Source organism: Chryseosolibacter histidinae (genome assembly GCF_018598225.1).
Classification (GTDB): Bacteria; Bacteroidota; Bacteroidia; order Cytophagales; family Cyclobacteriaceae; genus Chryseosolibacter; species Chryseosolibacter histidini.
Window position 1 is genome coordinate 222,053 of sequence record NZ_JAHESF010000009.1, and the last position, 21,295, is coordinate 243,347.

Sequence of the window (21,295 nt, forward strand, 5' to 3'; positions counted from 1 at the left end):
TCTATGTGATGATTGTACAGCACACCTGATCAAAAAAACGGTCCCCCCGCCAAGGGCAGGGAGACCTGAAATGCCTGCTCGCCAACAGCCATTGGCAACAGGCCTGTTTTAAATAATTCGCATCACTTAAAACATATCAAAATTATGAATTTTTCTGTACACAATGCAGAAAGACAGTCCTGTTATGCCCATGTTTCGGCATTGGCAGGACTGATCCAGGAACCCATAGTAAAGCAGATTATGCGCATCAGCGTGGTTTTTATAGTGTTGTTGTTTGCAAGTTTTCAGTTGCTGCTGGCCACCCCCGGTCACGGACAAGGCACTGATGATACAAAACTTGTGCTCGAGCTCAGGGACGAATCGCTTGAATCTGCCCTGAGAAAGATAGAACGCATGACCCCGTTCAGGTTCGTTTACAGGAACGAAGAGATCAGGCAGATCAGCAGCATCAACCTGGAGAAAGCCGAGCGAACCGTGTCAGAAACGCTTGACCTGATCCTCGGCAAAACCTCTTTTACCTTCCGGCAGATGCGTAAGAACATCCTCATCGTACGCAGGGAAGAATCCTCATCAAACCCGGAGAATGCTGTTTATACAGAGCACACGGTCCGCGGGAAAGTAGTAGATGATACGGGAGAGCCACTCGCCGGTGTGAGCATCGTACTGAAAGGTACCACCACTGGAACCACAACTGACGTTGGCGGCATCTACGCGCTCACGCTTCAGGAACCTACCGGTGTGCTTCAATTCTCCTTCATTGGCTTCACTACTCAGGAGGTAAACATCGAGAACCGCACAACGATCGACGTTACGTTAGTACCTGATGTAACCTCCCTGACTGAAGTTGTGGTTACCGCGCTCGGTGTATCGAGGGAAGAACGCTCGCTGGGGTATGCCACACAGGAAGTGGAAGGCAAAAACCTGACCTTCACAAAAGAGCAGAACGTACTGGGCTCCCTCTCCGGTAAAATTGCAGGTGTACAGGTGGTAGGCTCATCCGGCGCAAGCATGGGCGGCACGCAAAAGATCAAGATCAGGGGCGTGAACTCGATCAATGGCAGCGATCAGCCGCTGATCGTTGTAGATGGTACACCCATCTCGAATGCCAATTTTTCTTCGAGTGCTGGCGTAGACCTCGGTAACCTTGGCCAGGATGTGAACCCTGAAGACATTGAGTCGGTGAACGTGCTGAAAGGCCCCACGGCATCAGCGCTGTACGGCTTGCGTGGCCAGTACGGCGTGATCATGATCACCACGAAAAAAGGCAACAAAGCGTCAAAGGTGAATGTTGAGCTCAACTCCGCTTTCTTTGTGGAGAAGGCCGCCAACTTCATGCCTTATCAGAATATGTACGGCGGTGGCAGCAGCCAGACCTGGCGCACCTTGCCCAACGGTGACAAGTACGTTGACATGTCTGTCGATGAAAGCTGGGGCCCCAAAATGGACGGAACACTCGTTCGCCATGTGTTCAGCTTTTATCCGCAGGATCCGGAGTACAAACAGCTCATGCCTTTTGTACCGCACCCCGACAACATCCGCGACTATTTCGAAACCGGTTATAACTTTAATAACGGAGTATCTGTATCGGGTGGCGGCGAGAACACAAACTTCCGCATCAGCTTCAACGACACCCGTGTTGAAGGCGTCGAGCCCAACACATTCCTGAAACGGAACAACCTCGGCATCAGCGCCGGCATGGACATCACCTCGAAGCTCAAGGTCTCCACCAACGTCAACTATGCGCGTAACAATGCACAACGGCCACAGCAAGGATCAGAGGTAGGTTCACGGTATCTCGGTCAGTGGTTCCAGCGGAGCTTCGACATGAAACGCCTGAGAGATTACAAGTATGACGATGGCACCATTCTGCACTGGAACCTGTCGAGGCCCAGCGCAACCACCGGTGAAATGAACAGCTTCGCTCCCCTGTACTGGTCCAATCCTTACTTCCTTGCCTACGAAAATCTGTCTAACGACAGCCGCGACCGTTTCTTCGGGGACCTCGGCCTGACGTACAAATTATTGCCCGAGTTAAAGCTTAGCGGATTCATCCGGTCAGATATGTTCACACAAAGTGTGGAAGCAAGAGAAGCGTTTGGTGGCACCGGACTTCCCAGCTACACGACAGCGAAGTATCAGAACCGGGAAATGAACTATGAATTCCTTGCCCAATACACCAAAACATGGGGACGCTTTTCATTGAATGGAATCCTGGGAGGAAATATTTACGATCGGCGATATACTTTCCTGTCTATGGGAACGGTCGGTGGCCTTTCTGTTCCGGGCTACTACAGCATTGCAGCGTCCATCGACAGGCCTGACAGTGGACGGGAAGATTACATGTCCTACCTGCTGAGAAAACAGATCCGCAGCGGATACGCCATGGTTTCGCTGGGCTACAATGACACCTATTACCTCGATGCATCGATCCGGAACGACAACTCATCGGCACTGCCGTCAAATAATAACTCTTACTGGTATCCATCCGTATCGGGAAGTCTCGTGTTCAGCGAGCTGCTGGATTGGCGTCCCATGTCGTTGGGCAAGCTGAGACTCAGTTATGCACAGGCAGGATCTGACCTGAGCCCTTATCAAACCTCATCGTATTATGAGATCGGCAAAGTTTACGCTGGCGCCGTCAACGCGAATACGATCACCACACCCAACAACCTGAACAATCCGAACATCAAACCTTCATTCGCCCATTCTTATGAGGCGGGTATCGACCTGAAATTCCTCAACGGACGTGTGGGCGCAGGTTTCACCTACTATCAGCAGATCAACAAAGATCAGATCCTGAAGCTGGATGTTTCCGGCACCAGCGGATATCAGTCAGCAACCATCAATGCCGGGGAGATCGAAAACAAAGGCATCGAGCTCAGCCTGACGGGCACACCCGTTCAAACCGGCAAGTTGTCGTGGGACATTGCGTTCAACATTGCCAGGAACCGGAACATGATCGTGAAGCTTTATCCCGGTATCACTTCGTACCAGTATGGCAGCACCACCTACGCTTCGGTGACAACCTATGCGATCTCGTACGAGAAGAAACCCATTGGCAGCCTGGTAGGACCTACTTTCAAGCGTGACCCTGCAACGGGCAAGATGTTGCTCGACAACAACAACATGCCAACCTATACCGCTTCTGACCATGACTTCGGCACCGTGTTGCCCGACTATACCGGTGGTATGCAGAACGTATTCCGCTATGGCAAATTCGAGCTGGCCGCCATGATCGACTTCCAGGTTGGCGGACAGTTCTTCAGCCGTTCGAAGATGCTGGCGGTAAGGACGGGCCTCGACCCGATCACGGTAGCCACGAACGATAAAGGTTTTAACATACGCGAACCGATTGCCAATGGTGGCGGCATCAAGGTTGAGGGCATTTCTGCTTCTACCGGCGAGCCCGTGACGGCGTACGTGAATCCCCAAACCTACTTTGGCATCGTAGGAAGACGGGCATACGATGACTGGGTGATCGACGCCTCGTATGTAAAACTGCGCGAGGTGCGGCTTGGATACACCTTCGACCGGAGCACCTGGTCTAAGCTGCCGTTCCAGAAAATAGGGCTGGCGTTGACAGCACGCAACCCGGTGATGCTGTACCAGAAAGCACCGAAAGGTATTGATCCCTCCGAGGTATCTACCGGAAGCCAGTCGCTGAGCTGGTTTGAATCGGGCCAGATCAATACCGTTCGCTCATACGGAGTTAATCTTAATGTGACCTTCTAAATGCCGACTGTCATGAAAAAAACATTCATACTCATAACAAGCATTCTCCTCATCGGCGCCTGCAACAACTTTGACGATGATATCAATACAAACCCCAACGAACCCAGCCAGGCATCAGGCCCGCAATTACTTGCCAGCGCCATGCTTTCGCTGCCAACGTTGAGCTCATCGCCACAGGCGCAGTTCATGGCACAGTACCTGGCCGAGACCCAGTACGTGCAGGCCTCGTTGTATCCGCAATCGAGCACGAGCTTTTACACCCTGTACCAGGATCCTTTGATCAACATCGAGACCGTGTTAAAAACATCGAAGGCCAACAACGAGCTCATTGTTGCCAGGATCCTGAAGGCCTATTTTATATGGCATATTACCGATCGCTGGGGAGATATTCCTTACAGCGAAGCATTGAAAGGCAACGTGAATTTTACACCGGCCTACGATACACAGGAAAGCATCTACAATGCGCTGTTCCAGCTGCTCGACGAGGCGAACAATACCCCTGCGATCGGCACGCTCTCCAGCGACATCGTGTATGGCGGCAACATGGCCCGCTGGAAGAAGCTCGGCAACAGCATCCGGCTGCTGATGGCGCTGCGGTTGTCAAAAGTGAATCCTGACAAAGGCAAGCTGGAGTTCAACAATGCGTTGGCCGCAGGTGTCATGACCTCTAACGCAGACAACCTTGTATACAAGCACCTTGCTGACGAAAACAACTGGAGCTACTGGTACGACCAGGTAGAAGTTCAGTCGCGCGAATGGTGGGCGCTGACCAAAGGCCTCGTGGATAAAATGAAACCCGTAAACGATCCAAGGCTGGCGGTGTATGGTGATCCCAACCGCACCAACAATGAGTACGTGGGACAGCTCTTCGGTGACACGCAGGATTTCGACACGGAGAAATATTCGTTGCTGGGTGAAGCGATCCGCCAACCGGATTCACAGATTCACCTGGTAACCTATGCGCAGCTGTTGTTCGCAAAAGCAGAAGCTGTAAAACTGCAATGGATCACGGGCGGAGATACTGAAGCGGAAGCGAATTACAAAATGGCCATTGAACAGTCGTTGCTGCAATGGACCGGCAGCAGTGCGGGAGCAGCGGCATTCCTGGCGCAGCCTGGCATTGCTTACAATCCGGCCACGGCCATTGAGCAGATCGCCACGCAGCGTTGGATCCACCTGTTCATGCACGGCTACGAAGCATGGGCAGAATGGAGAAGAACAGGATTCCCCAACAATCTGGTGTCGCCTGCCGGAGCCGCGGTGCCACGCCGGCAGATCTATGTAGAGGCAGAACGTTTCAATAACACTACCCACTACAATGAGGCCGTGGAGCGGCAGTTCGGAGGGCAGGAAAGCCTTTATGGGAGAGTTTGGTGGGATAAATAGAAGTCAGGAGCCAGGAGTCAGAAGAAGGAGTAAGAATTAAGGAGTAAGGAGTAAGAATTTAGAGGAACGGGGAAACTGACTGAGGCTTATTGATTAGAATAAAGCGAAACGCAGGGATTAATGTCCCTGCGTTTTTTTATTTAACTTGTGGGTCTGTAATCCGTTCATATCGTCGTGATCTATACGCAATTCCCGGATCTGCAATGGCTCAGGCAACAGGCTGAGGAAGGTTTTTCCAGCCAGAAGGCATGGGGCGGGCACACGCTTCCTGTTGCGGGTTGGCCTACGGTAATCCTCAACGTAAAGGCAACGAACATCTGCCGTGATAACATCCGCGGTCCGCTGTCTGTATTCACCAACGTATCAGGCAAAAGCCGCGTAACGTGTGGTGGCAAACAGGTAACGGTGCAGGGTGATTACTTCTTCATCAGCAACCACGATCAGCGTTACACCCTCGAGATAGATAAGGACACACCTGCCGAGACGCTCAACATTCACTTCGGAGCGTATTTCGCCGAACAGGTCTTCAGCACACTGAAGCTCCATCCTGAAAAAATTATTGACGAGTGCTTTTTTACGGCGCCCCATCACCGCATCGAGCTATATAATAAACTATACCGCCGCGACAACGTTTTCAATCGGCTTGCAACGGAGCTTAAGAACAACCAGGGCGGCAAACTTTACGAAGAAGAAAAGCTGTACGATCTGCTGATCCACCTGCTCCGCCAGAACCATGAGGTTGACGTCATCGCCCATCGCATTCCCGTGCTCAAAAACAGCACAAAGCAGGAAATTCTGAAGCGCCTCCTGATCGCAACGGATTATATTCACTCTTACTATCATCAGGATATTACACTAGAAGAATTGGCCGGTGTTGCCTGTCTTTCTAAATTCCACTTTTTGCGACTGTTCAAGATCGCGTTTCAAAAAACACCTCACCAGTTCATCAGCGAGGTTAAGGTTCAGCAGGCGAAGACATTTCTGAAACGCACAGGCATGGAGGTAAGCGCCATTGCCAAGGCCCTTGGATTTGACAACACAAGTTCCTTCAGCCGTATGTTCTATCACCAGACAGGGCTCTATCCATCGCAATACCGCTAATGGCGTCGAATTAGCAATTTTTGTCATATCGCCTGTTTCTGTCTTTTCGTACAAAGGGGTAAATTCAATACTATGAAACCTTACTTACTCCTGATCACCCAGCTGGGCTTTATCATTCTCACTGTGATCTATTTCTGGCTTCTTCTCCGTGAGCTTAAACAAGGGGCTGAGGTCGCCTGTCGTACCAGTGGTGTGAAAAAGAATATCGTCACCCGGATCCTCATGATGCTGATGCTCTGGTGCGTCCTGGTCAGCGCGTGGTCAGGTTCGGGAATGATGGCCAATTTCGGCATCTTTCCGTTCAACTTCATGCCGGTGATCGTCATTCCATTGGTTACCGTGATCCTTTCGCTGTTCTCGAAAGACCTGGGTGAAGTGCTGAAGCATATCCCCGTCCAGAATCTGATCCAGCTCCAGAGTTTCCGTTTTTTTGTGGAGCTGCTTTTATGGGCGTTGCTCATTGCGGGCAGGCTTCCCGGACAAATGACATTTGAAGGCAGGAATTTCGACATCCTGACGGGCATCACCGCACCCGTAGTGGCGTGGCTTGCCGCGCGGCAAAAGCTTCCACGCGCCGCACTGATTGCCTGGAACCTCATTTGCCTGGGGCTGCTCATCAACATCGTGAGCGTTGCCATACTTTCCACTCCTTCGCCGTGGCGGATCTTTATGAACGAACCGGCCAACACCATTGTGGCTTATTTTCCGATATCATGGTTACCCGGGTTCCTGGTTCCTCTCGCTTATACGTTACATTTCTTTTCGTTGCGGCAGCTCCTGACGGGCACCCTTGTAGGTCAGAAGCCCTGAGGGCAGCGTTAAGCAGGTCATTTTAAGCGCTGTGTCACGATCCGCGTGTCAGCGCTTTTTTTTATCTTTCGCGCGCCTAACACACAACTTTATGAAGATAAATTGCCTGCTCATATCTGCAGGGTTGCTGATCATATCCTGTAACACCATGAAAGAAACAAAGACCATTGGCTCCATTGAACGCATCGATGCCGCTGTCAATGATATCATCAGTGAAAAAGCAACCATCGAAGTGCTCGCCGAAGGATACGACTGGAGCGAAGGCCCGATCTGGGTCGACTCACAAAAGATGCTGCTGTTCTCGGATGTGCCCAAAAACACCATCTACAAATGGACGGAGAAAAATGGCGCCGAAGCGTATCTCTCACCCTCAGGCTATACGGGAAGTGAGCCCACCCAAAGCAAAGAACCAGGCTCGAACGGATTGACGCTGGACAACGAAGGACGTCTCATTTTGTGTCAGCATGGTGACAGAAGGCTGGCGCGGCTGGATGCAAGTTTCGATCAGCCCAAAGCAGCTTTTGTGAGCCTTGCGGACCGCTATGACGGCAAACGCTTCAACAGTCCCAACGATGTGGTGTGCAGGAAGAACGGTGACCTGTTCTTTACCGATCCTCCTTACGGACTGCCCCTGCAAAATGAAAGCGATCCCGCCAAGGAGATCCCCTTCCAGGGCGTGTACAAAGTATCAGCTGATGGGAAGCTCACGCTGCTTGTTGACTCACTGACCCGTCCTAACGGCCTTGCCTTCACACCCGATGAAAAAACGCTGATCGTAGCCAACTCCGATCCCGACAAGGCGATCTGGTATGCCTTTGACATTACCGCGAACGATTCACTCGTGAACCAGCGGATCTTCTACAATGCAACAGCCGAAGCGAAAGCCGAGAACAACGGTCTTCCCGACGGACTGAAGATCGACCGGCAGGGAAATGTCTTCGCTACAGGTCCTGGCGGCGTATGGATCTTCAACAAAGAGGGAAAAGTGCTCGGCAAAATAAGAACGCCCGTACCCACCGCCAACTGCGCCTTCGCTGACGGCGAGAAGACACTCTTCCTCACCTCGGATAATTACCTGCTAAGAGTGAAGCTGAGAGAATAGAAGTTAGAATTTAGAATAACCACTCCAACTTTAAACTTTAAACTTTAAACCTTAAACTTCACCCCAATCAAAGACCGGAAACTGGCAACCGGTAACTGGCAACTAATTTGAAAACAAACCTACTCATTGAAATACTCGGCTGGGTCGGATCGGTGGAGATCCTGCTCGCTTACGGGCTGAACAGTTATCAGAAGATCAGGTCTGACTCGGCATGGTTTTACCTGTTGAATCTTACCGGCGGAATTTTGCTGATCGTTTATTCAGTATACAAGGCGGCATGGGCCAATACGTTCGTGAACGTCGTCTGGGTGCTGATCGCGCTGATTGCCGTCCTTAAACTTTCGCAGACAAAACGTTCATCTCACACGAAGCCATAATCTTTTTTGGAAACATCCCGTCAAAATATCAAGGTTCAAACCTGGGTGGCAGTGCTCTCGGTTGTATTGCTCATCGTCAAGCTTGCAGCATTTTATTTAACACAATCCGTTGCCATTTTAACCGACGCGCTCGAAGGCATTGTCAACGTGGTGGCTGGGGTTATGGGCTTGTACAGCCTGCGCCTTTCGGCCAAGCCACGGGATGAAGACCATCCTTACGGCCATGGCAAGATCGAATTTATCTCGGCCGCTGTTGAAGGAGCCATGATCTCCGTTGCCGCCGTGCTCATTTTTATCGAAGCGGGCAGAAACCTCATCTCCCCCAGCCCGATCCATGAGCTCGATATGGGCATTGGCCTGATCGCTGCAACGGCCGTGTTGAACTATATCATGGGATCTATTTGTATCCGCACAGGCAAAAAGAACAACTCCCTCGCACTGCAGGCCAGCGGCAGGCATCTGCACTCCGACACCTACAGTACCATTGGCATCCTGGCGGGATTGCTGCTGATCTTCATCACCGGCATCACCTGGATCGACAGCGCCGTGGCAATCCTGTTTGGAGTCATTATCCTCTATACAGGCTTTAAGATCATCAGAAGCTCACTGGCCGGCATCATGGACGAACGTGACAAAGAGCTGCTGCAACAGCTGATCCAGGCGCTCGATCACGGCCGCAGCAAAAACTGGATGGACCTCCACAACCTCAGGATCATCAAGTATGGCAGCGTACTGCACATCGACTGCCATCTCACGGTGCCGTGGTACCTGAATGTGCATGAAGCGCATGACGAGATCGACAAGCTTGGCAAGATCATCCGCGAGCAGTTTGGCCACTCCATCGAGTTCTTCGTGCACACCGACGGGTGCCTGCCCATTCAATGCCCCATCTGCATCAAAGAAGATTGCCCCGTGCGGCAACACGCCTTCAAACAAAGGATCGTCTGGACGGTACAGAACGTGGCTCCGAATGAGAAGCACCAGTTGAAAGGCTAGCCAGTTGCCGGTTGCCAGATAGCCGGTTTAAAGCGTTTATTTGATCCATTGCCCGGTCTCTGAAAAATGCACTAGCCTAACCGGTAACTGGCAACCGGCAACAAGTGCCCTACCTTCGAAAATTCAGGCTCAACGAGTTCCCAACCTCCCAAGCGGTTCTTGTCAGGTTAGCGGCGGTGTGTTTCATAGCACTGGTGAGATCGGTGGGCTCGTTGCCGATGGAGAGGAGCATATCGAAGTATTGCTGGAGGGTGCTGCTCTTTTCAAGGGGTACTTTTCCGGCCAGGCCGATGACAGGAATGTTCTTTCGCTTCGCAGCCATGGCCACACCAAACGGTCCTTTTCCCTGCAATGTCTGCTCGTCGATGCTGCCTTCTCCCGTGATCACGAGGTCGCTTTTCTCCAGCGCCTGCTCAAACCGTGTGAGCTGAAGAAAGTGATCGATGCCGTGAACAAGCCTGGCCTTCAGAAAAACATGAAGACCTGCGGCGGCTCCTCCCGCGGTGCCACCATATTTGACGGCTGACATATCAATACCGGTTTGCCGCAACGCCACGGCTGACAACCGGGCCAGTGCGGCATCGAGTTTTTTTACAGCTTCCGGTGATGCGCCCTTTTGTGGACCAAACACCGCTGCAGATCCCTGCTCGCCCAGCAGCATGTTGTCTACATCGCAGAGCACGATCACCTCGCACGCAAAGATCCTTGGGTCGATTCCTATGGTATCCACCGACGCAAGGTTGGTTAAACTTTCAGGCATGTCCTGAAGTGTTTCCCCTGCCGCATCCAGGAATCGCACGCCCAGCGCTTTCAGGATGCCGGTCCCTCCATCTACCGTAGCGGAGCCGCCCATGCCAATGATGATCTTTTTAACACCCTTGTCGAGCGCAAGCCTGATCAACTCACCCGTACCCGCTGATGATGCGCGCAATGGATTCAGCTGGTCTGTACGCAGCAGGCGCAGCCCCGAGGCATCGGCCATCTCGATGACGGCTGTAACGCCCTGGTCGATCAGTCCCAACGATGTGCGGATGGCCTTGCCTAACGGATCATGCACTACTGCCTCCACGCGTGTGCCTCCACATTTTTTAATGAGCAGGTGACCGGTACCATCGCCGCCATCCCCTATCGGAAAACATTCGCATGTGCATGAAAGCATGCTCTGCTCCAGCCCCCGCTGGATGGCCTGCGCCGCTGCTTCGGCAGAAAGACTGTTTTTAAATGCATTGGGAGCGATCAGGACGTGCATGACTGTTTACCGGAATGATAAGTGAATATTAAAATTATTCATTTTCCGGAAAGGTGCTCCTGCGTTTAGCTGCAAGTTTTTTAAAAAAGACGGGGTTATCCAGAAACATAACCTCCCCCATTGTTACAGAAAAAATCAGTATATTATACTCAACTCAAAAACCCCCATGAGATCCCGCTTAGTTGCTTTCATCGTTTTCATTGCTGTAGCGGCGCTGACCCAATATGTGGCGTACCAGCGGCACCTGATTACATTGGATAACGAACGTGCAAAGGTCACCCGGGAGATCAATACGGTGAAAGAACGGCTCAAAACCGCCCTGAGCTACAGCCTTTCGGCGACGCAGACACTCGCCTTCCTGGTAAAAGAATACGGTGTACCGGAAGATTTTGACAGTGTTGGCAAGGAGATCATCGGCTCGAACAGGAACATCGATGTTTTGGAGCTGACAAAAGGTGGCGTGATCACCCATGTGTATCCCCGCAAGGGAAATGAGGCCGCCCTGGGCTACGATATCCTCAAAGATTCGCTCCGGAACGAAGAGGCCTACAAAGCGCTGGAGAAAAATGCGTTGTTCTTCGCCGGTCCCTTCGAGCTGAAGCAGGGCGGCATGGCCGTGGTCGGAAGGCTTCCTATTTTCAGGGACAGAAAGTTTTTCGGGTTCTCCGCAGTGATCATCAAATTATCTACGTTGCTGGAAGCAGCAGGATTGAAGAATACACAGGATGGGGACTTTCATTACCAGCTGTCAAAAATAAATCCTGCAACAAAAAAGGAAGAGTATTTTCTGGCTTCCCCCTTACCCGTTGCCGATAAGTGGAACGCCGCATCCATTGAAGTTCCTGACGGGCAATGGAAATTATATGTCGTTGCCAGGGAAAACGGAAATATCCATTTCGCCACGGCCTCCCTATCGGTGCTGGGGCTTGTGCTGGCCATCACGTCGGGACTGTTTGTGCTGCACCTGGCAAGACAACCCGAGAAACTGGAACGGCTGGTGGAAATAAAGACGCATGCCCTGGCGGCGAGTGAAAAATATTTCAGGTCCCTGATCGAAAAAAGCTCCGATGCCATTGTGCTGCTCGACAGCGCTGGCAAGGTGATCTACCAGAGCCATTCCACAGAACAGATCATCGGGTACACCCTGGAAGAAAGCCAGGCCTTCAATGGCGCCGATCTGATCCACCCGGACGACCGTGAAGCAGACATTGCCATGTTCGCATCACTGGTACAATCGCCGGGCGCCGTGGTTGCGCGTACACACCGGTTCAAACATAAGAACGGCAACTACATCTGGATCGAGGGCACCTACAGCAATCTGCTCAATGACGATAACGTAAAAGCCATTGTTTACAATTACCATGACATCACCCGCCGTGTTGAATTCGAACAGAAGGTGGATAACGTTCGCAAGGAGAAGGAGACAGCCCTGAATCGTATCAACGACAGCGTGGTATCGGTGGACAATGCGTGGCGTTATACTTTTTTAAATGACGCGGCCCTGGCAACGCATCCGCTGGGCCGCGACACGCTGGGCAAGACCATGCTGGAAGCACACCCCGACCTGGCCGGCTCTTCTTTCTGGGAAAAATACCAGGAGGCTATGCGCACCCGGCAAACACAGGAACTTGAAGACTACTACCCTCCTATGCAACGGTGGTTCATGGTCAAGGTGTATCCTTCCGGAAGCGGGCTCACGATCTACTACAAAGACATTACCGACCGGAAAAAGGCAGAACAGGATGTGATCATGGAGCGAAATTTTTCCGTTTCCATCATCAACAGCTTGCCGGGCATCTTCTACATGTACGACCACGAAGGGAAGTTCATCCGGTGGAACAACAATTTCGAAATTGTTTCCGGTTACAGCGCAGAGGAGATCCGTGGCATGCATCCGTTGGATTTCTTCGACCGCGATGAGAAAAGGATCGTCGGCGATAAGATCAAAACCGTATTCATCGATGGAGACTCGGATGTTACCGCGCATTTCTTTACCAAAAACAAAACCAGGATCCCTTACTATTTCAATGGACGGCGTGTGCATTTCAATGGCATCACTTACCTGATCGGTATGGGCATCGATATTACAGACCGCGTAAAAGCCGAGCGCGAGCTCTACCAGCGCACGGAGGAGATCCAGGAGCTTACGGCACACCTGGAACGAATCCGCGAAGAAGAAAGAACACGGATGGCGCGCGAGATCCATGATGAGCTGGGGCAACAGCTCACGGGCCTTAAAATGGATATCTCATGGATCATCAGAAAGAACAAAACGGAAGATAAGCTTGTGGCCGATAAACTTTCGTCGATGATCGCGCTGGTGGACGAGACCATGAAAACCGTGCGGCGTATTTCATCGGAGCTGCGGCCAGGCATCCTGGATGATCTTGGGTTGATACCAGCCCTGGAATGGCAGACGCAGGAATTTGAAAAACGCACGGGCATCAAAACGTTGTTCCATGCTGCGATCAATGACTTCAATCCGGAAAGAGAGCTCTCCACCAATATCTTCAGGGTCTATCAGGAGGCCCTCACCAACATTGCGCGGCATGCGCATGCATCGCTGGTGACCACGGAGCTTGAGGTGGTGAACGGTTGTGTAAAGCTCGTGGTGTCAGACAACGGCCAGGGGTTTGATACAGACGGGGTCAAAAAGAGCTCGCTGGGATTGGTAGGAATGAAAGAACGGGCACGCATGTTTAAAGGCGAGCTTACCATCAATAGTAAAAGATCACAAGGCACCGTGGTGATGCTGAAAGTACCATGGGTGGCTAACCCTCAAAAGATCGCACAATGAAATTTTTGATAGCCGATGACCATGCCATCGTTCGCAAAGGGCTGGTTGACATTTTACGCGAAGAATTTCCAGCCTCGGAGGTAACGGAAGTAGCCAGCAGCAGTGATGCGATCCAGGAAGCGGGCAGGCATGCCTGGGATGCCATCCTGCTCGACATTTCCATGCCCGGGAGAAACGGCATCGAAACATTAAAACAGATCAGGGCAAATGGTGTCAATGCCCCCATACTGATGCTGAGCATGCATCCGGAAGACCAGTATGCCGTGCGGGTACTGAAAGCAGGCGCTTCCGGCTTTTTAAATAAGGAAAGCGCCACAGACGAATTGCTTCACGCCATTCACCGCGTGTTGTCGGGAAAAAAATACATCACACCATTCGTTGCTGAAAAGCTGGCAGAAGCAGACGGAGACAAACCTGCGCACGAGCTGTTGTCTGACCGTGAGATGCAGGTGCTCCAGCTCATCGCCTCCGGCAAAACAGTGTCAGAGGTCGCCACAGAGATCTCGCTCAGCGTCAATACCATCAGCACCTACCGCGCCCGCATCCTCGACAAGCTTGGCCTGAACAACAATGCCGAGCTGACAAGGTATGCGATAGATAACCACCTTGTTTAGAGTCCACAGTCGACAGACCACAGTCCACGGCAAGTCAGCCCGCGGGACCGTCATCATGAACGATGGCAGTGCGTAAGGTGTGCGGGAATGAAGGATCCTCGGGTAGCAGCGTGCGAAAGCATGGCACAGGTGCTCGTATCAAATTCGCAGTAACCATCGGGGGATCCTTCGCTCGCTCAACGTCTACCGCCAAACCACCACTCAGGATACCGGTTTTGAGGAGGCTTCGACCGTGGACCGTCGACCGTGGATCGTGGACTATTCTGTAGTACAAACCACTACAACGCTTTCACATTTTATCCTATTAACTACGGCTGCTTTCCTTGCGTTATTTGTACTGTAATTACAGCATAGATGAGCCCTAAATCCGCTGCCACGATAGTAAAGGTTGTGACTGTTGAAGATTCGCTTGTGGTAGCGGAAAGGGTTCAATCCTTGCTCGTCGAGCTGGCCAATATCAGGTTCCTGGGTAATGCCCGCAGCGTACCTGAGGCGCTGGAGCTGATCAGCAGTAAAAAACCCGACGTTGTGATCCTGGACATTCACCTGGGTGAGCAGCATCCCGGTGGGAACGGGTTACACCTGCTCATCACTTTGCGCAGACAATATCGCCGGATGAAGCTCATGATGCTTACCAACCTGACGGATCCGCAGTACCGCCGCACGTGTATGACGTTGGGAGCAGACTATTTCTTCGACAAATCCAATGATTTCGACAAGGTGTCGGAAGTACTCAAAAATATCCAGTTATGACAAATTACACAGGAGTCTACACAGCGGTACATCTTCCTTTGAAAACAGAAAATGATATGCAACCCAAAACACTCTTTTTGATCGATGACGATGCGCTAACGAACTACATCCACAGGCGGGTGATTTCCTCAAGATTCAATTTCAATATCGTTGAGTTCACAGAGGCGGCAAAAGCACTCGAGACACTGCAGGCCTATACGCCGGCCGAGGCAGAGCAGCTCCCGGAAGTGATATTTGTCGACATCAATATGCCGCACATGGATGGATGGGATTTTCTCAACGAGTATGAAAAGCTGCCGGACTTCGTGCTTGCAAAATGTGAGGTGATCGTACTTTCATCCACCGTAAACCAGCGCGAGATCGAAAGAGCCAATACCTACAGCGTTGTAAAGGGTTTTATTTCCAAACCCCTGTCAGTCGATGCCCTCGCCGGCATTGAACGAATGAACTCGAATAAGGTAGTAGGCAGTAGGCAGTAGGCCCTCCTTCGCTAAAGCTTCGGCGGGCAAGCAGTAGACAAAGCAATCGCGATAACTATTGGAAACAATTGAACAGAAACCAGCAAGTGAATTACACCCAGTCTAACCGGTAACTGGCAACCGGCTAACTGGCAACTTTTAACTTGAAACCTTAAATTTTAAAACTTATTCTAACCGATCTCGATCACCACATCATCCGTGAGCGGGTGGCCCACACAGGTAAGCACGTAACCTTCGGCGCGCTCTGATTGCGACAGCCCTTCTTCCTCATCGAGCTTCACCTTGCCTGACAGCGCCTTTCCACGACAGGCGGTGCAGAGTCCGCTCTGGCACGAATACGGCAGATCAATGCCCTGATCGAGGGCCGTCTCGAGAATGGCCTTATCCGGCGGCACCATCACCTTGTACTCCTGGCCGTCATAACGAATGGTAACTTCCCTGGTTTTGCGCTCACTGGCTTCGACTACCGGCGCTTCTTTCTTCAGATCTTTGTCGATCGTGCCCTGAACAAAACTTTCCTTGAAGATCTTTTCTTTGGGGATGTGCCGCATGGACAGCAATGTCTCCACGTTCTTCATCATGCCTTCAGGACCGCACATCAGGTACGTTGAATTTTCGATACCCCAGTCAGGAATGCGTTCGAACAGCTTGGTGAGCATGTCGTGGTTCAGCAGACCGGAGTAGCCCTGCCAGTTCATGGGCGCGTTGTCAAGCACGTGCACCACATGCAGCCTTCCCTCGTCGGTAGTATGGAGCCGCTCCAGCTCTTCTTTGAAAATGATGCTGTCGATGTCACGATTGCAATAAATGAGGGACACGATACTTTCAGGCTCCTGGGTGAGCATACTTTTGATGATGGACATCATGGGTGTAATGCCCGACCCGCCTGCAAACATAATGATGTGGCGTTTCCGCGACCTGTTATATTCGGTGGTGAACTGCCCCATCGGCTCCATCACCTTCACCTTACCCCCTATTTTCAGGTTATCGGCCAGCCAGTTAGACATGAGACCTTTTTCCACACGTTTCACTGTAACGGCCAGGTCCTGGTCGACATAGGGTGACGAACAGAGTGAATAAGACCTGCGCACTTCCTTACCGTCTACTGGAATGATGAGGGTAAGGAATTGCCCCGGTTTGTAGTCGATCTTCTGATCGGAAGGATGCTCGAAAACGATGGAGATCGCCTCCTTGGTCTCATTGATGATGTTCTTTACCTTAAGCTCAAAGTATCTCGGCCCGCCTTTGGATTCTTCCTTTTTGTTTTTGTTCTCGGTCTTGTCTGATTTCTTAAAAAAACTAAAAGCCATATAGAACGATTGATCTACGATTTACAAAATTAGGATCAGTTGCCGGTTGCCAGTTGCAGGGTAGCCGGTTTGATGAAGTGCTGTCAACAACATCCACCATAAAGCGTGTAACCATTATTGGGCCCAATATACTCAGGCTTCGAAAAATACACTGCACTAAACCGGCAACCGGTAAACCGGTAACCGGCAACTATTCTCCCCGCAAAACTAACAAAAAGCCGGAAGCTTCAAATTCGGCGTTCTGAGCCCTATTTTCGCGGTATTTAAGGCCTCACAGGTTTTGGCAATCCTGCATAAGCCATTAATTTTACATTTTAACACAGATGCCGTGCAATTAAATCCTTTGAATGCCATATCTCCCGTTGACGGGCGATATTTTGAAACTGCCAAATACCTTTCTGCTTATTTCTCGGAGTATGGCCTGATCCGCTACCGGGTGCAGGTTGAGATCGAATACCTGCTTGCCCTGTCGGCCGTGCTGCCTGAGCTCACTGATTTTCCCGCACACCAGATCAGCGATGTAAGAAAGATCTACAAGCAGTTCACGGAAGCGGATGCCCGGGAGATCAAGGAGATTGAAAAGATCACCAACCACGACGTAAAGGCGGTTGAATATTTCATCAAGAAAAAATTCGAGGCGATGAACCTCGGCTTCCTGAAGGAGTTCATTCACTTCGGGCTCACTTCGCAGGACATCAACAATACGGCCATCCCCCTTTCCATCAAAGATTTTCTGCAGCGCGATTACCAGCCCCTGCTGGAAGACCTTATCCGCGACCTGAACCTGTTTGCCAAAAATTACGGTGACGTGGCCATGCTTGCCCGCACCCACGGTCAGCCCGCATCGCCGACCCGCCTGGGTAAGGAGATCGCCGTTTTTTCCGCACGCATCGAAAAACAGTTGAACCTTTTAAAAACCGTTCCCCACTCCGCTAAATTCGGTGGCGCCACCGGCAACTTCAACGCTCACCACGTGGCGTATCCGGAGACCGACTGGAACAAATTCGGTGATGAATTCTGCCACCACCTCGGTCTTTCGCGCAGCTTCCCCACCACACAGATCGAACACTACGACAACCTCGCCGCACTGTTCGACAACCTCAAGCGCATCAATACCATCCTCATTGACCTGAGCCGCGATATCTGGCAATACGTTTCCATGGAGTATTTCAAACAGAAGATCAAAGAAGGCGAGATCGGCTCATCTGCCATGCCCCACAAGGTGAACCCCATCGACTTTGAGAACGCAGAAGGCAACCTCGGATTTGCCAACGCCATCTTCGAGCACCTGTCGGCGAAACTGCCCGTGTCACGACTGCAGCGCGATCTCACTGACTCTACGGTGCTTAGAAACATCGGTGTTCCGCTGGCCCATTCTTACATCGCGTTTAAATCGCTGATCAAAGGACTCTCCAAGCTGGAGCTCAACAAGGCGGCCATCGACAGCGACCTCGATAACAACTGGGCCGTAGTAGCCGAAGCGATCCAGACCATCCTCAGAAAAGAAGGTTACCCGAATCCTTACGAGGCCCTGAAAGCGCTCACACGGAAAAATGAAAAGATCACCCAGCAAAGCATTGCTGATTTCATCGATACGCTGAACATCAAGGATGGATTGAAGAAAAGGTTGAAGGAGATCACGCCGTTTAACTACACTGGGATATAGAAGAATTTAGAATTTAGTATTTAGAATGAGTATGGTCACCGGCGGTATTTATTCTAAATTCTAACTCCTAAATTCTATTCTTCTTGTTTATACAACAACTGCTTCAACGCAAAGTCATACAGCGTTAACCTCCGCAGGTCATAGTACGCCGTCCAGAAATCTTTCAAAGCCTGGATGTAGCTTCTTTTGGCATCGTCTTTTTCGTTGAGCGCGATATTAAGGTTGGTGATGTCGATCTTGCCGATGAGGTAACGGTTCTGTGCCACGTTGTAACGTTCTGCGGCCACCTGATCCGACTTCTTGGTGATCTCGATCTGGAGCTTCAGCATCTCGAACTGCCTTACCTGCGTCATGATCTCCTGCTCGAAATTAACTTCCTCCTGAGCGATGGCGAAGTCGTTGAATTGTTTATTGGCGATCGCAGTGCGCATGCGCGACTTATTCCTGCCCCAGTCCAGCACGGGAACGCTTAATGTCAGGTTGAACTGCTGTTGTTCGGTGGGGTCTACGTAAATGTCATTGAGGGCAAGGCCGTTGTTGTTCAGCCCGTACGCCGCGGTGAGCTCCGTCTGCCATCGTTGTCCCCGCGCCTGGGCCACTTCCCGGTCTGCCTCGATCCTTCGTCGTTCAAAAGCAATGTACGCCGCCCTGTTCTGCTTGGCATATTCCAGCGCTTCGTCAACCGTGACCATAAAAGTCGGGATGATCTCAGGCAAGGAAAGCTGAAACTGCTCTCCGTCGTTCAAGCCGATGTAGGATCGCAGCTGAAGCCTTGCTGTTTCCAGCTGAAGACTTGCTTCGGCCACCGCCTGTCTTGACCGCAGCAACTGAAGCTCTACCTGCAAAAGTTTATCGAGCGATGTTGTGCCGATGTTGTAGCGCCCCTGCTCGATCTTGTAGATCGTGTCATTGTTGGCAAGGTTGAACTGCGCGATCTGCAGATTGATCTGCTGCTGCAACACGTTAAAGAATCTTGTTACCGCTTCACGCGAAATGAATTCCATCTGCTCCACGTACTCTCTTTTAGATTCCTCAAATCGCAAAGGTTCGGTCATCTTATCCCAGCGGAGCTGGTTGAACGAAAAGATAGGCTGGTTAAGGGCAACGCTCATCACGGTTCCACTCCATTGCTCCTTGGGGCTCAACGATTCAGGCGCGTGGTTGTAGTTATTAAAGTAGCCAATGCTCGAGTTCACAGACACGGTGCCCGCCGTCCAGGGGATGGGTTGCTCCAGGCCCAGGTTCATGAAGCTGTTGAACTGGTTCACCTTGGCATAAGTGAAGGTTCCGTCAGACAACGGGGCCTGCGTAACCCGCCTGGTATAAGGAAGCTGTCCGCTCAAACGAAGCTGTGGATTGAAATTGGTCTTGTAATAGCGGTAGGCCCAGTACCGGTTCTCCTTCCGCGTTTCTGCCTGCTTGGCCGCCGGGGATTGTGCTTTGGCACGCACGATGATCTCTTCCAGGGGAAAAGATTGCTGAGCCGAAGCATAAAAGGTAATGAACGTGATCTGAACAATTAAAAATATCCGTAAAAACATCTTATTCATAACGAAGTGAGGTAATGGGGTCCTGGTTGGCGGCCTTGCGTGCCGGGGCTATGCCGAAGATCAGCCCTACCGTTGCGGCTACACCGAATGAGAGCAGAATAGAAGTAAAGCTGATGATGGTGGGAATACCCGCCACCTCCGAAACAATATAGGCCATGGATACGCCGAGTATAACGCCGATGATGCCGCCCGATACGCTGATCATGATCGCCTCGAACAAGAATTGTTGAACCACATCGCTCTTTTTGGCGCCGATGGAGAGTCTCAAGCCAATCTCCTTGATACGCTCCAGCACAGAAGCCAGCATGATGTTCATGATGCCGATGCCACCCACCAGCAAAGATATGCCTGCAATCGCGCCCAGCACGTAATTGAAAATATCGTTGGTACGCTGCTGCTGCTTGAGCAACAATTCAGGGATCTCAATTTCGTAGTCCACCACATCGTAATGTCTCCGCTGCAGCAGGCGCGACATGATCTCCGCTGACGGCTGCAGCATTGTGGTTTCGTCAACCTGCACCACAAGCCTGTCGAGCTGATGATAGTTCTTCCGCTCCAGCTGGGCAGACGTAGACTCGTTATTGTTCTGGCTGTTCACTACCATTCCCCTGCTGCGCATGGCTTCCTGGCGCAGCTCATCCGCGGTGATGAGGTCCCTGTTCTTGTAACGGATCAGCATCGACTGCAGTGGCGTGTAAACATCCATGTTAAAATCGCGGATGCCGAGCTTGCTGATGCTGTTCTGCGATACCACACGCTCTTTCAGCACACCTGTAATGGTAAGCCAGTGCGGCCCTACCTTGATATTTTTTCCAATGGGATTTTCTGTAGGAAAGAAACGCGACTTGATGGACTGGCCGATGATACAAACAGGCGATCCGAGCCTGCGCTGCTCGTCGTTGAACATCTGGCCTTCCTGAAGCTCGAAATTATAAATATCGAAATACGAAGGCTCCACGCCCACCAGCTTGGCCGATCTGCGGTATCCCTTCCTGATCACGTTGGTCTCCAGGATGATCTCAGGACTTAACCTCGTGAGCCCGGGGATGATAGACTGGATACTTTTGACGTCGCGGATGGTGAGGCCGGGGGAGAATTTTTTCTTGTCTTTCTGGCCTACCTCTTCCTCTACCTTTTCTTCTTTTTGCTCGATGATTGGCTTGATCACGATGTTGTTGACCCCTACCAGCTTGATCTGGTCCAGGATCTCCTGCTGTGCACCGTTACCGATCGCCAGCATGGCAATCACTGCGGCCACGCCGAATATGATGCCGAGGGCGGTGAGCAACGAACGTACTTTATTGGCTACCACCGCGTTTACCGCGATATAGAGATTAGCCATCAGGCGTGCTTGCATGGTGTGCTGGTTTAGT

General features: G+C 51.4%; 16 protein-coding genes. 12 read left to right on the forward strand and 4 right to left on the reverse strand.

From position 1 onward, the window contains the following. The first annotated feature begins 144 nt into the window (after positions 1-144). The 7 genes from KK083_RS11635 to KK083_RS11665 all read left to right on the forward strand — a co-directional run bounded on the left by KK083_RS11635 (position 145) and on the right by KK083_RS11665 (position 9,504). Positions 145-3,732, forward strand: coding sequence for a SusC/RagA family TonB-linked outer membrane protein (locus KK083_RS11635; protein WP_254163401.1), 3,588 nt, complete (start codon positions 145-147; stop codon positions 3,730-3,732). A 12-nt stretch (positions 3,733-3,744) separates the two neighbouring features. Continuing rightward, positions 3,745-5,118 (forward strand): SusD/RagB family nutrient-binding outer membrane lipoprotein, encoded by a 1,374-nt coding sequence (locus KK083_RS11640; RefSeq protein WP_254163402.1) that lies wholly within the window; start codon positions 3,745-3,747, stop codon positions 5,116-5,118. Positions 5,119-5,292: 174 nt separating this feature from the next. Beyond that, on the forward strand, positions 5,293-6,219 hold the full coding sequence (locus KK083_RS32655) for a helix-turn-helix domain-containing protein (RefSeq protein ID WP_254163403.1): 927 nt from the start codon (positions 5,293-5,295) through the stop codon (positions 6,217-6,219). 72 nt (positions 6,220-6,291) lie between these two features. Next, on the forward strand, positions 6,292-7,029 hold the full coding sequence (locus KK083_RS11650) for a DUF8737 domain-containing protein (RefSeq protein ID WP_254163404.1): 738 nt from the start codon (positions 6,292-6,294) through the stop codon (positions 7,027-7,029). Positions 7,030-7,120: 91 nt separating this feature from the next. After that, on the forward strand, positions 7,121-8,131 hold the full coding sequence (locus KK083_RS11655; RefSeq protein WP_254163405.1) for an SMP-30/gluconolactonase/LRE family protein: 1,011 nt from the start codon (positions 7,121-7,123) through the stop codon (positions 8,129-8,131). A 107-nt stretch (positions 8,132-8,238) separates the two neighbouring features. Next, positions 8,239-8,508 (forward strand): CBU_0592 family membrane protein, encoded by a 270-nt coding sequence (locus KK083_RS11660; RefSeq protein ID WP_254163406.1) that lies wholly within the window; start codon positions 8,239-8,241, stop codon positions 8,506-8,508. A 6-nt stretch (positions 8,509-8,514) separates the two neighbouring features. Then, on the forward strand, positions 8,515-9,504 hold the full coding sequence (locus tag KK083_RS11665) for a cation diffusion facilitator family transporter (protein WP_254163407.1): 990 nt from the start codon (positions 8,515-8,517) through the stop codon (positions 9,502-9,504). 109 nt (positions 9,505-9,613) lie between these two features. Here KK083_RS11665 and KK083_RS11670 read toward each other — a convergent pair whose 3' ends face one another. Then, positions 9,614-10,753, reverse strand: coding sequence for a glycerate kinase (locus KK083_RS11670; protein ID WP_254163408.1), 1,140 nt, complete (start codon positions 10,751-10,753; stop codon positions 9,614-9,616). 166 nt (positions 10,754-10,919) lie between these two features. Here KK083_RS11670 and KK083_RS11675 point away from each other — a divergent pair, with 166 nt between their 5' ends. The 4 genes from KK083_RS11675 (at position 10,920) to KK083_RS11690 (ending at position 15,396) form a co-directional block, all read left to right on the forward strand. Further along, positions 10,920-13,550, forward strand: a complete 2,631-nt coding sequence (locus KK083_RS11675) for a PAS domain S-box protein (protein WP_254163409.1) — start codon at positions 10,920-10,922, stop codon at positions 13,548-13,550. After that, entirely contained in the window at positions 13,547-14,164 is a 618-nt protein-coding gene (locus KK083_RS11680; RefSeq protein ID WP_254163410.1) for a response regulator, read from the forward strand. The genes KK083_RS11675 and KK083_RS11680 overlap by 4 nt, the downstream gene beginning before the upstream one ends. Positions 14,165-14,518: 354 nt before the next feature. Then, complete coding sequence (locus KK083_RS11685) at positions 14,519-14,917, forward strand: response regulator (RefSeq protein WP_254163411.1); 399 nt, start codon at positions 14,519-14,521, stop codon at positions 14,915-14,917. Continuing rightward, positions 14,914-15,396 carry a response regulator gene (locus KK083_RS11690; protein ID WP_254163412.1) on the forward strand — a complete coding sequence of 161 codons (483 nt, stop codon included), beginning with the start codon at positions 14,914-14,916 and terminating at the stop codon, positions 15,394-15,396. The genes KK083_RS11685 and KK083_RS11690 overlap by 4 nt, the downstream gene beginning before the upstream one ends. Before the next feature lie 170 nt (positions 15,397-15,566). Here the strand turns inward: KK083_RS11690 and KK083_RS11695 are convergent, their stop codons facing one another. Beyond that, a complete protein-coding gene (locus KK083_RS11695; RefSeq protein WP_254163413.1) occupies positions 15,567-16,706 on the reverse strand; it encodes a ferredoxin--NADP reductase in 1,140 nt (379 codons plus the stop codon). 328 nt (positions 16,707-17,034) lie between these two features. On the opposite strand from KK083_RS11695, the gene purB reads away from it, so the two are divergent. After that, on the forward strand, positions 17,035-18,372 hold the full coding sequence (gene purB, locus KK083_RS11700; RefSeq protein WP_254163414.1) for an adenylosuccinate lyase: 1,338 nt from the start codon (positions 17,035-17,037) through the stop codon (positions 18,370-18,372). A gap of 74 nt (positions 18,373-18,446) precedes the next feature. Here the strand turns inward: purB and KK083_RS11705 are convergent, their stop codons facing one another. Together KK083_RS11705 and KK083_RS11710 are read right to left on the reverse strand one after the other, a co-directional pair. Then, a complete protein-coding gene (locus KK083_RS11705) occupies positions 18,447-19,922 on the reverse strand; it encodes a TolC family protein (RefSeq protein ID WP_254163415.1) in 1,476 nt (491 codons plus the stop codon). Then, positions 19,915-21,279: an ABC transporter permease gene (locus tag KK083_RS11710; protein ID WP_254163416.1), complete on the reverse strand. Its 1,365-nt coding sequence runs from the start codon at positions 21,277-21,279 to the stop codon at positions 19,915-19,917. The genes KK083_RS11705 and KK083_RS11710 overlap by 8 nt, the downstream gene beginning before the upstream one ends. Positions 21,280-21,295: the final 16 nt, after the last annotated feature.

Excerpts from the sequence above, each read along its gene's own strand:
- KK083_RS11650 (WP_254163404.1), top strand. The coding sequence starts at position 6,292 with ATGAAACCTTACTTACTCCTGATCACCCAGCTGGGCTTTATCATTCTC.
- KK083_RS11670 (WP_254163408.1), bottom strand. The coding sequence starts at position 10,753 with ATGCACGTCCTGATCGCTCCCAATGCATTTAAAAACAGTCTTTCTGCC.
- KK083_RS11695 (WP_254163413.1), bottom strand. The coding sequence starts at position 16,706 with ATGGCTTTTAGTTTTTTTAAGAAATCAGACAAGACCGAGAACAAAAAC.
- KK083_RS11640 (WP_254163402.1), top strand. The coding sequence starts at position 3,745 with ATGAAAAAAACATTCATACTCATAACAAGCATTCTCCTCATCGGCGCC.
- KK083_RS11675 (WP_254163409.1), top strand. The coding sequence starts at position 10,920 with ATGAGATCCCGCTTAGTTGCTTTCATCGTTTTCATTGCTGTAGCGGCG.
- KK083_RS11655 (WP_254163405.1), top strand. The coding sequence starts at position 7,121 with ATGAAGATAAATTGCCTGCTCATATCTGCAGGGTTGCTGATCATATCC.
- KK083_RS11680 (WP_254163410.1), top strand. The coding sequence starts at position 13,547 with ATGAAATTTTTGATAGCCGATGACCATGCCATCGTTCGCAAAGGGCTG.
- KK083_RS11685 (WP_254163411.1), top strand. The coding sequence starts at position 14,519 with ATGAGCCCTAAATCCGCTGCCACGATAGTAAAGGTTGTGACTGTTGAA.
- KK083_RS11710 (WP_254163416.1), bottom strand. The coding sequence starts at position 21,279 with ATGCAAGCACGCCTGATGGCTAATCTCTATATCGCGGTAAACGCGGTG.
- KK083_RS11690 (WP_254163412.1), top strand. The coding sequence starts at position 14,914 with ATGACAAATTACACAGGAGTCTACACAGCGGTACATCTTCCTTTGAAA.
- KK083_RS11635 (WP_254163401.1), top strand. The coding sequence starts at position 145 with ATGAATTTTTCTGTACACAATGCAGAAAGACAGTCCTGTTATGCCCAT.
- KK083_RS11705 (WP_254163415.1), bottom strand. The coding sequence starts at position 19,922 with ATGAATAAGATGTTTTTACGGATATTTTTAATTGTTCAGATCACGTTC.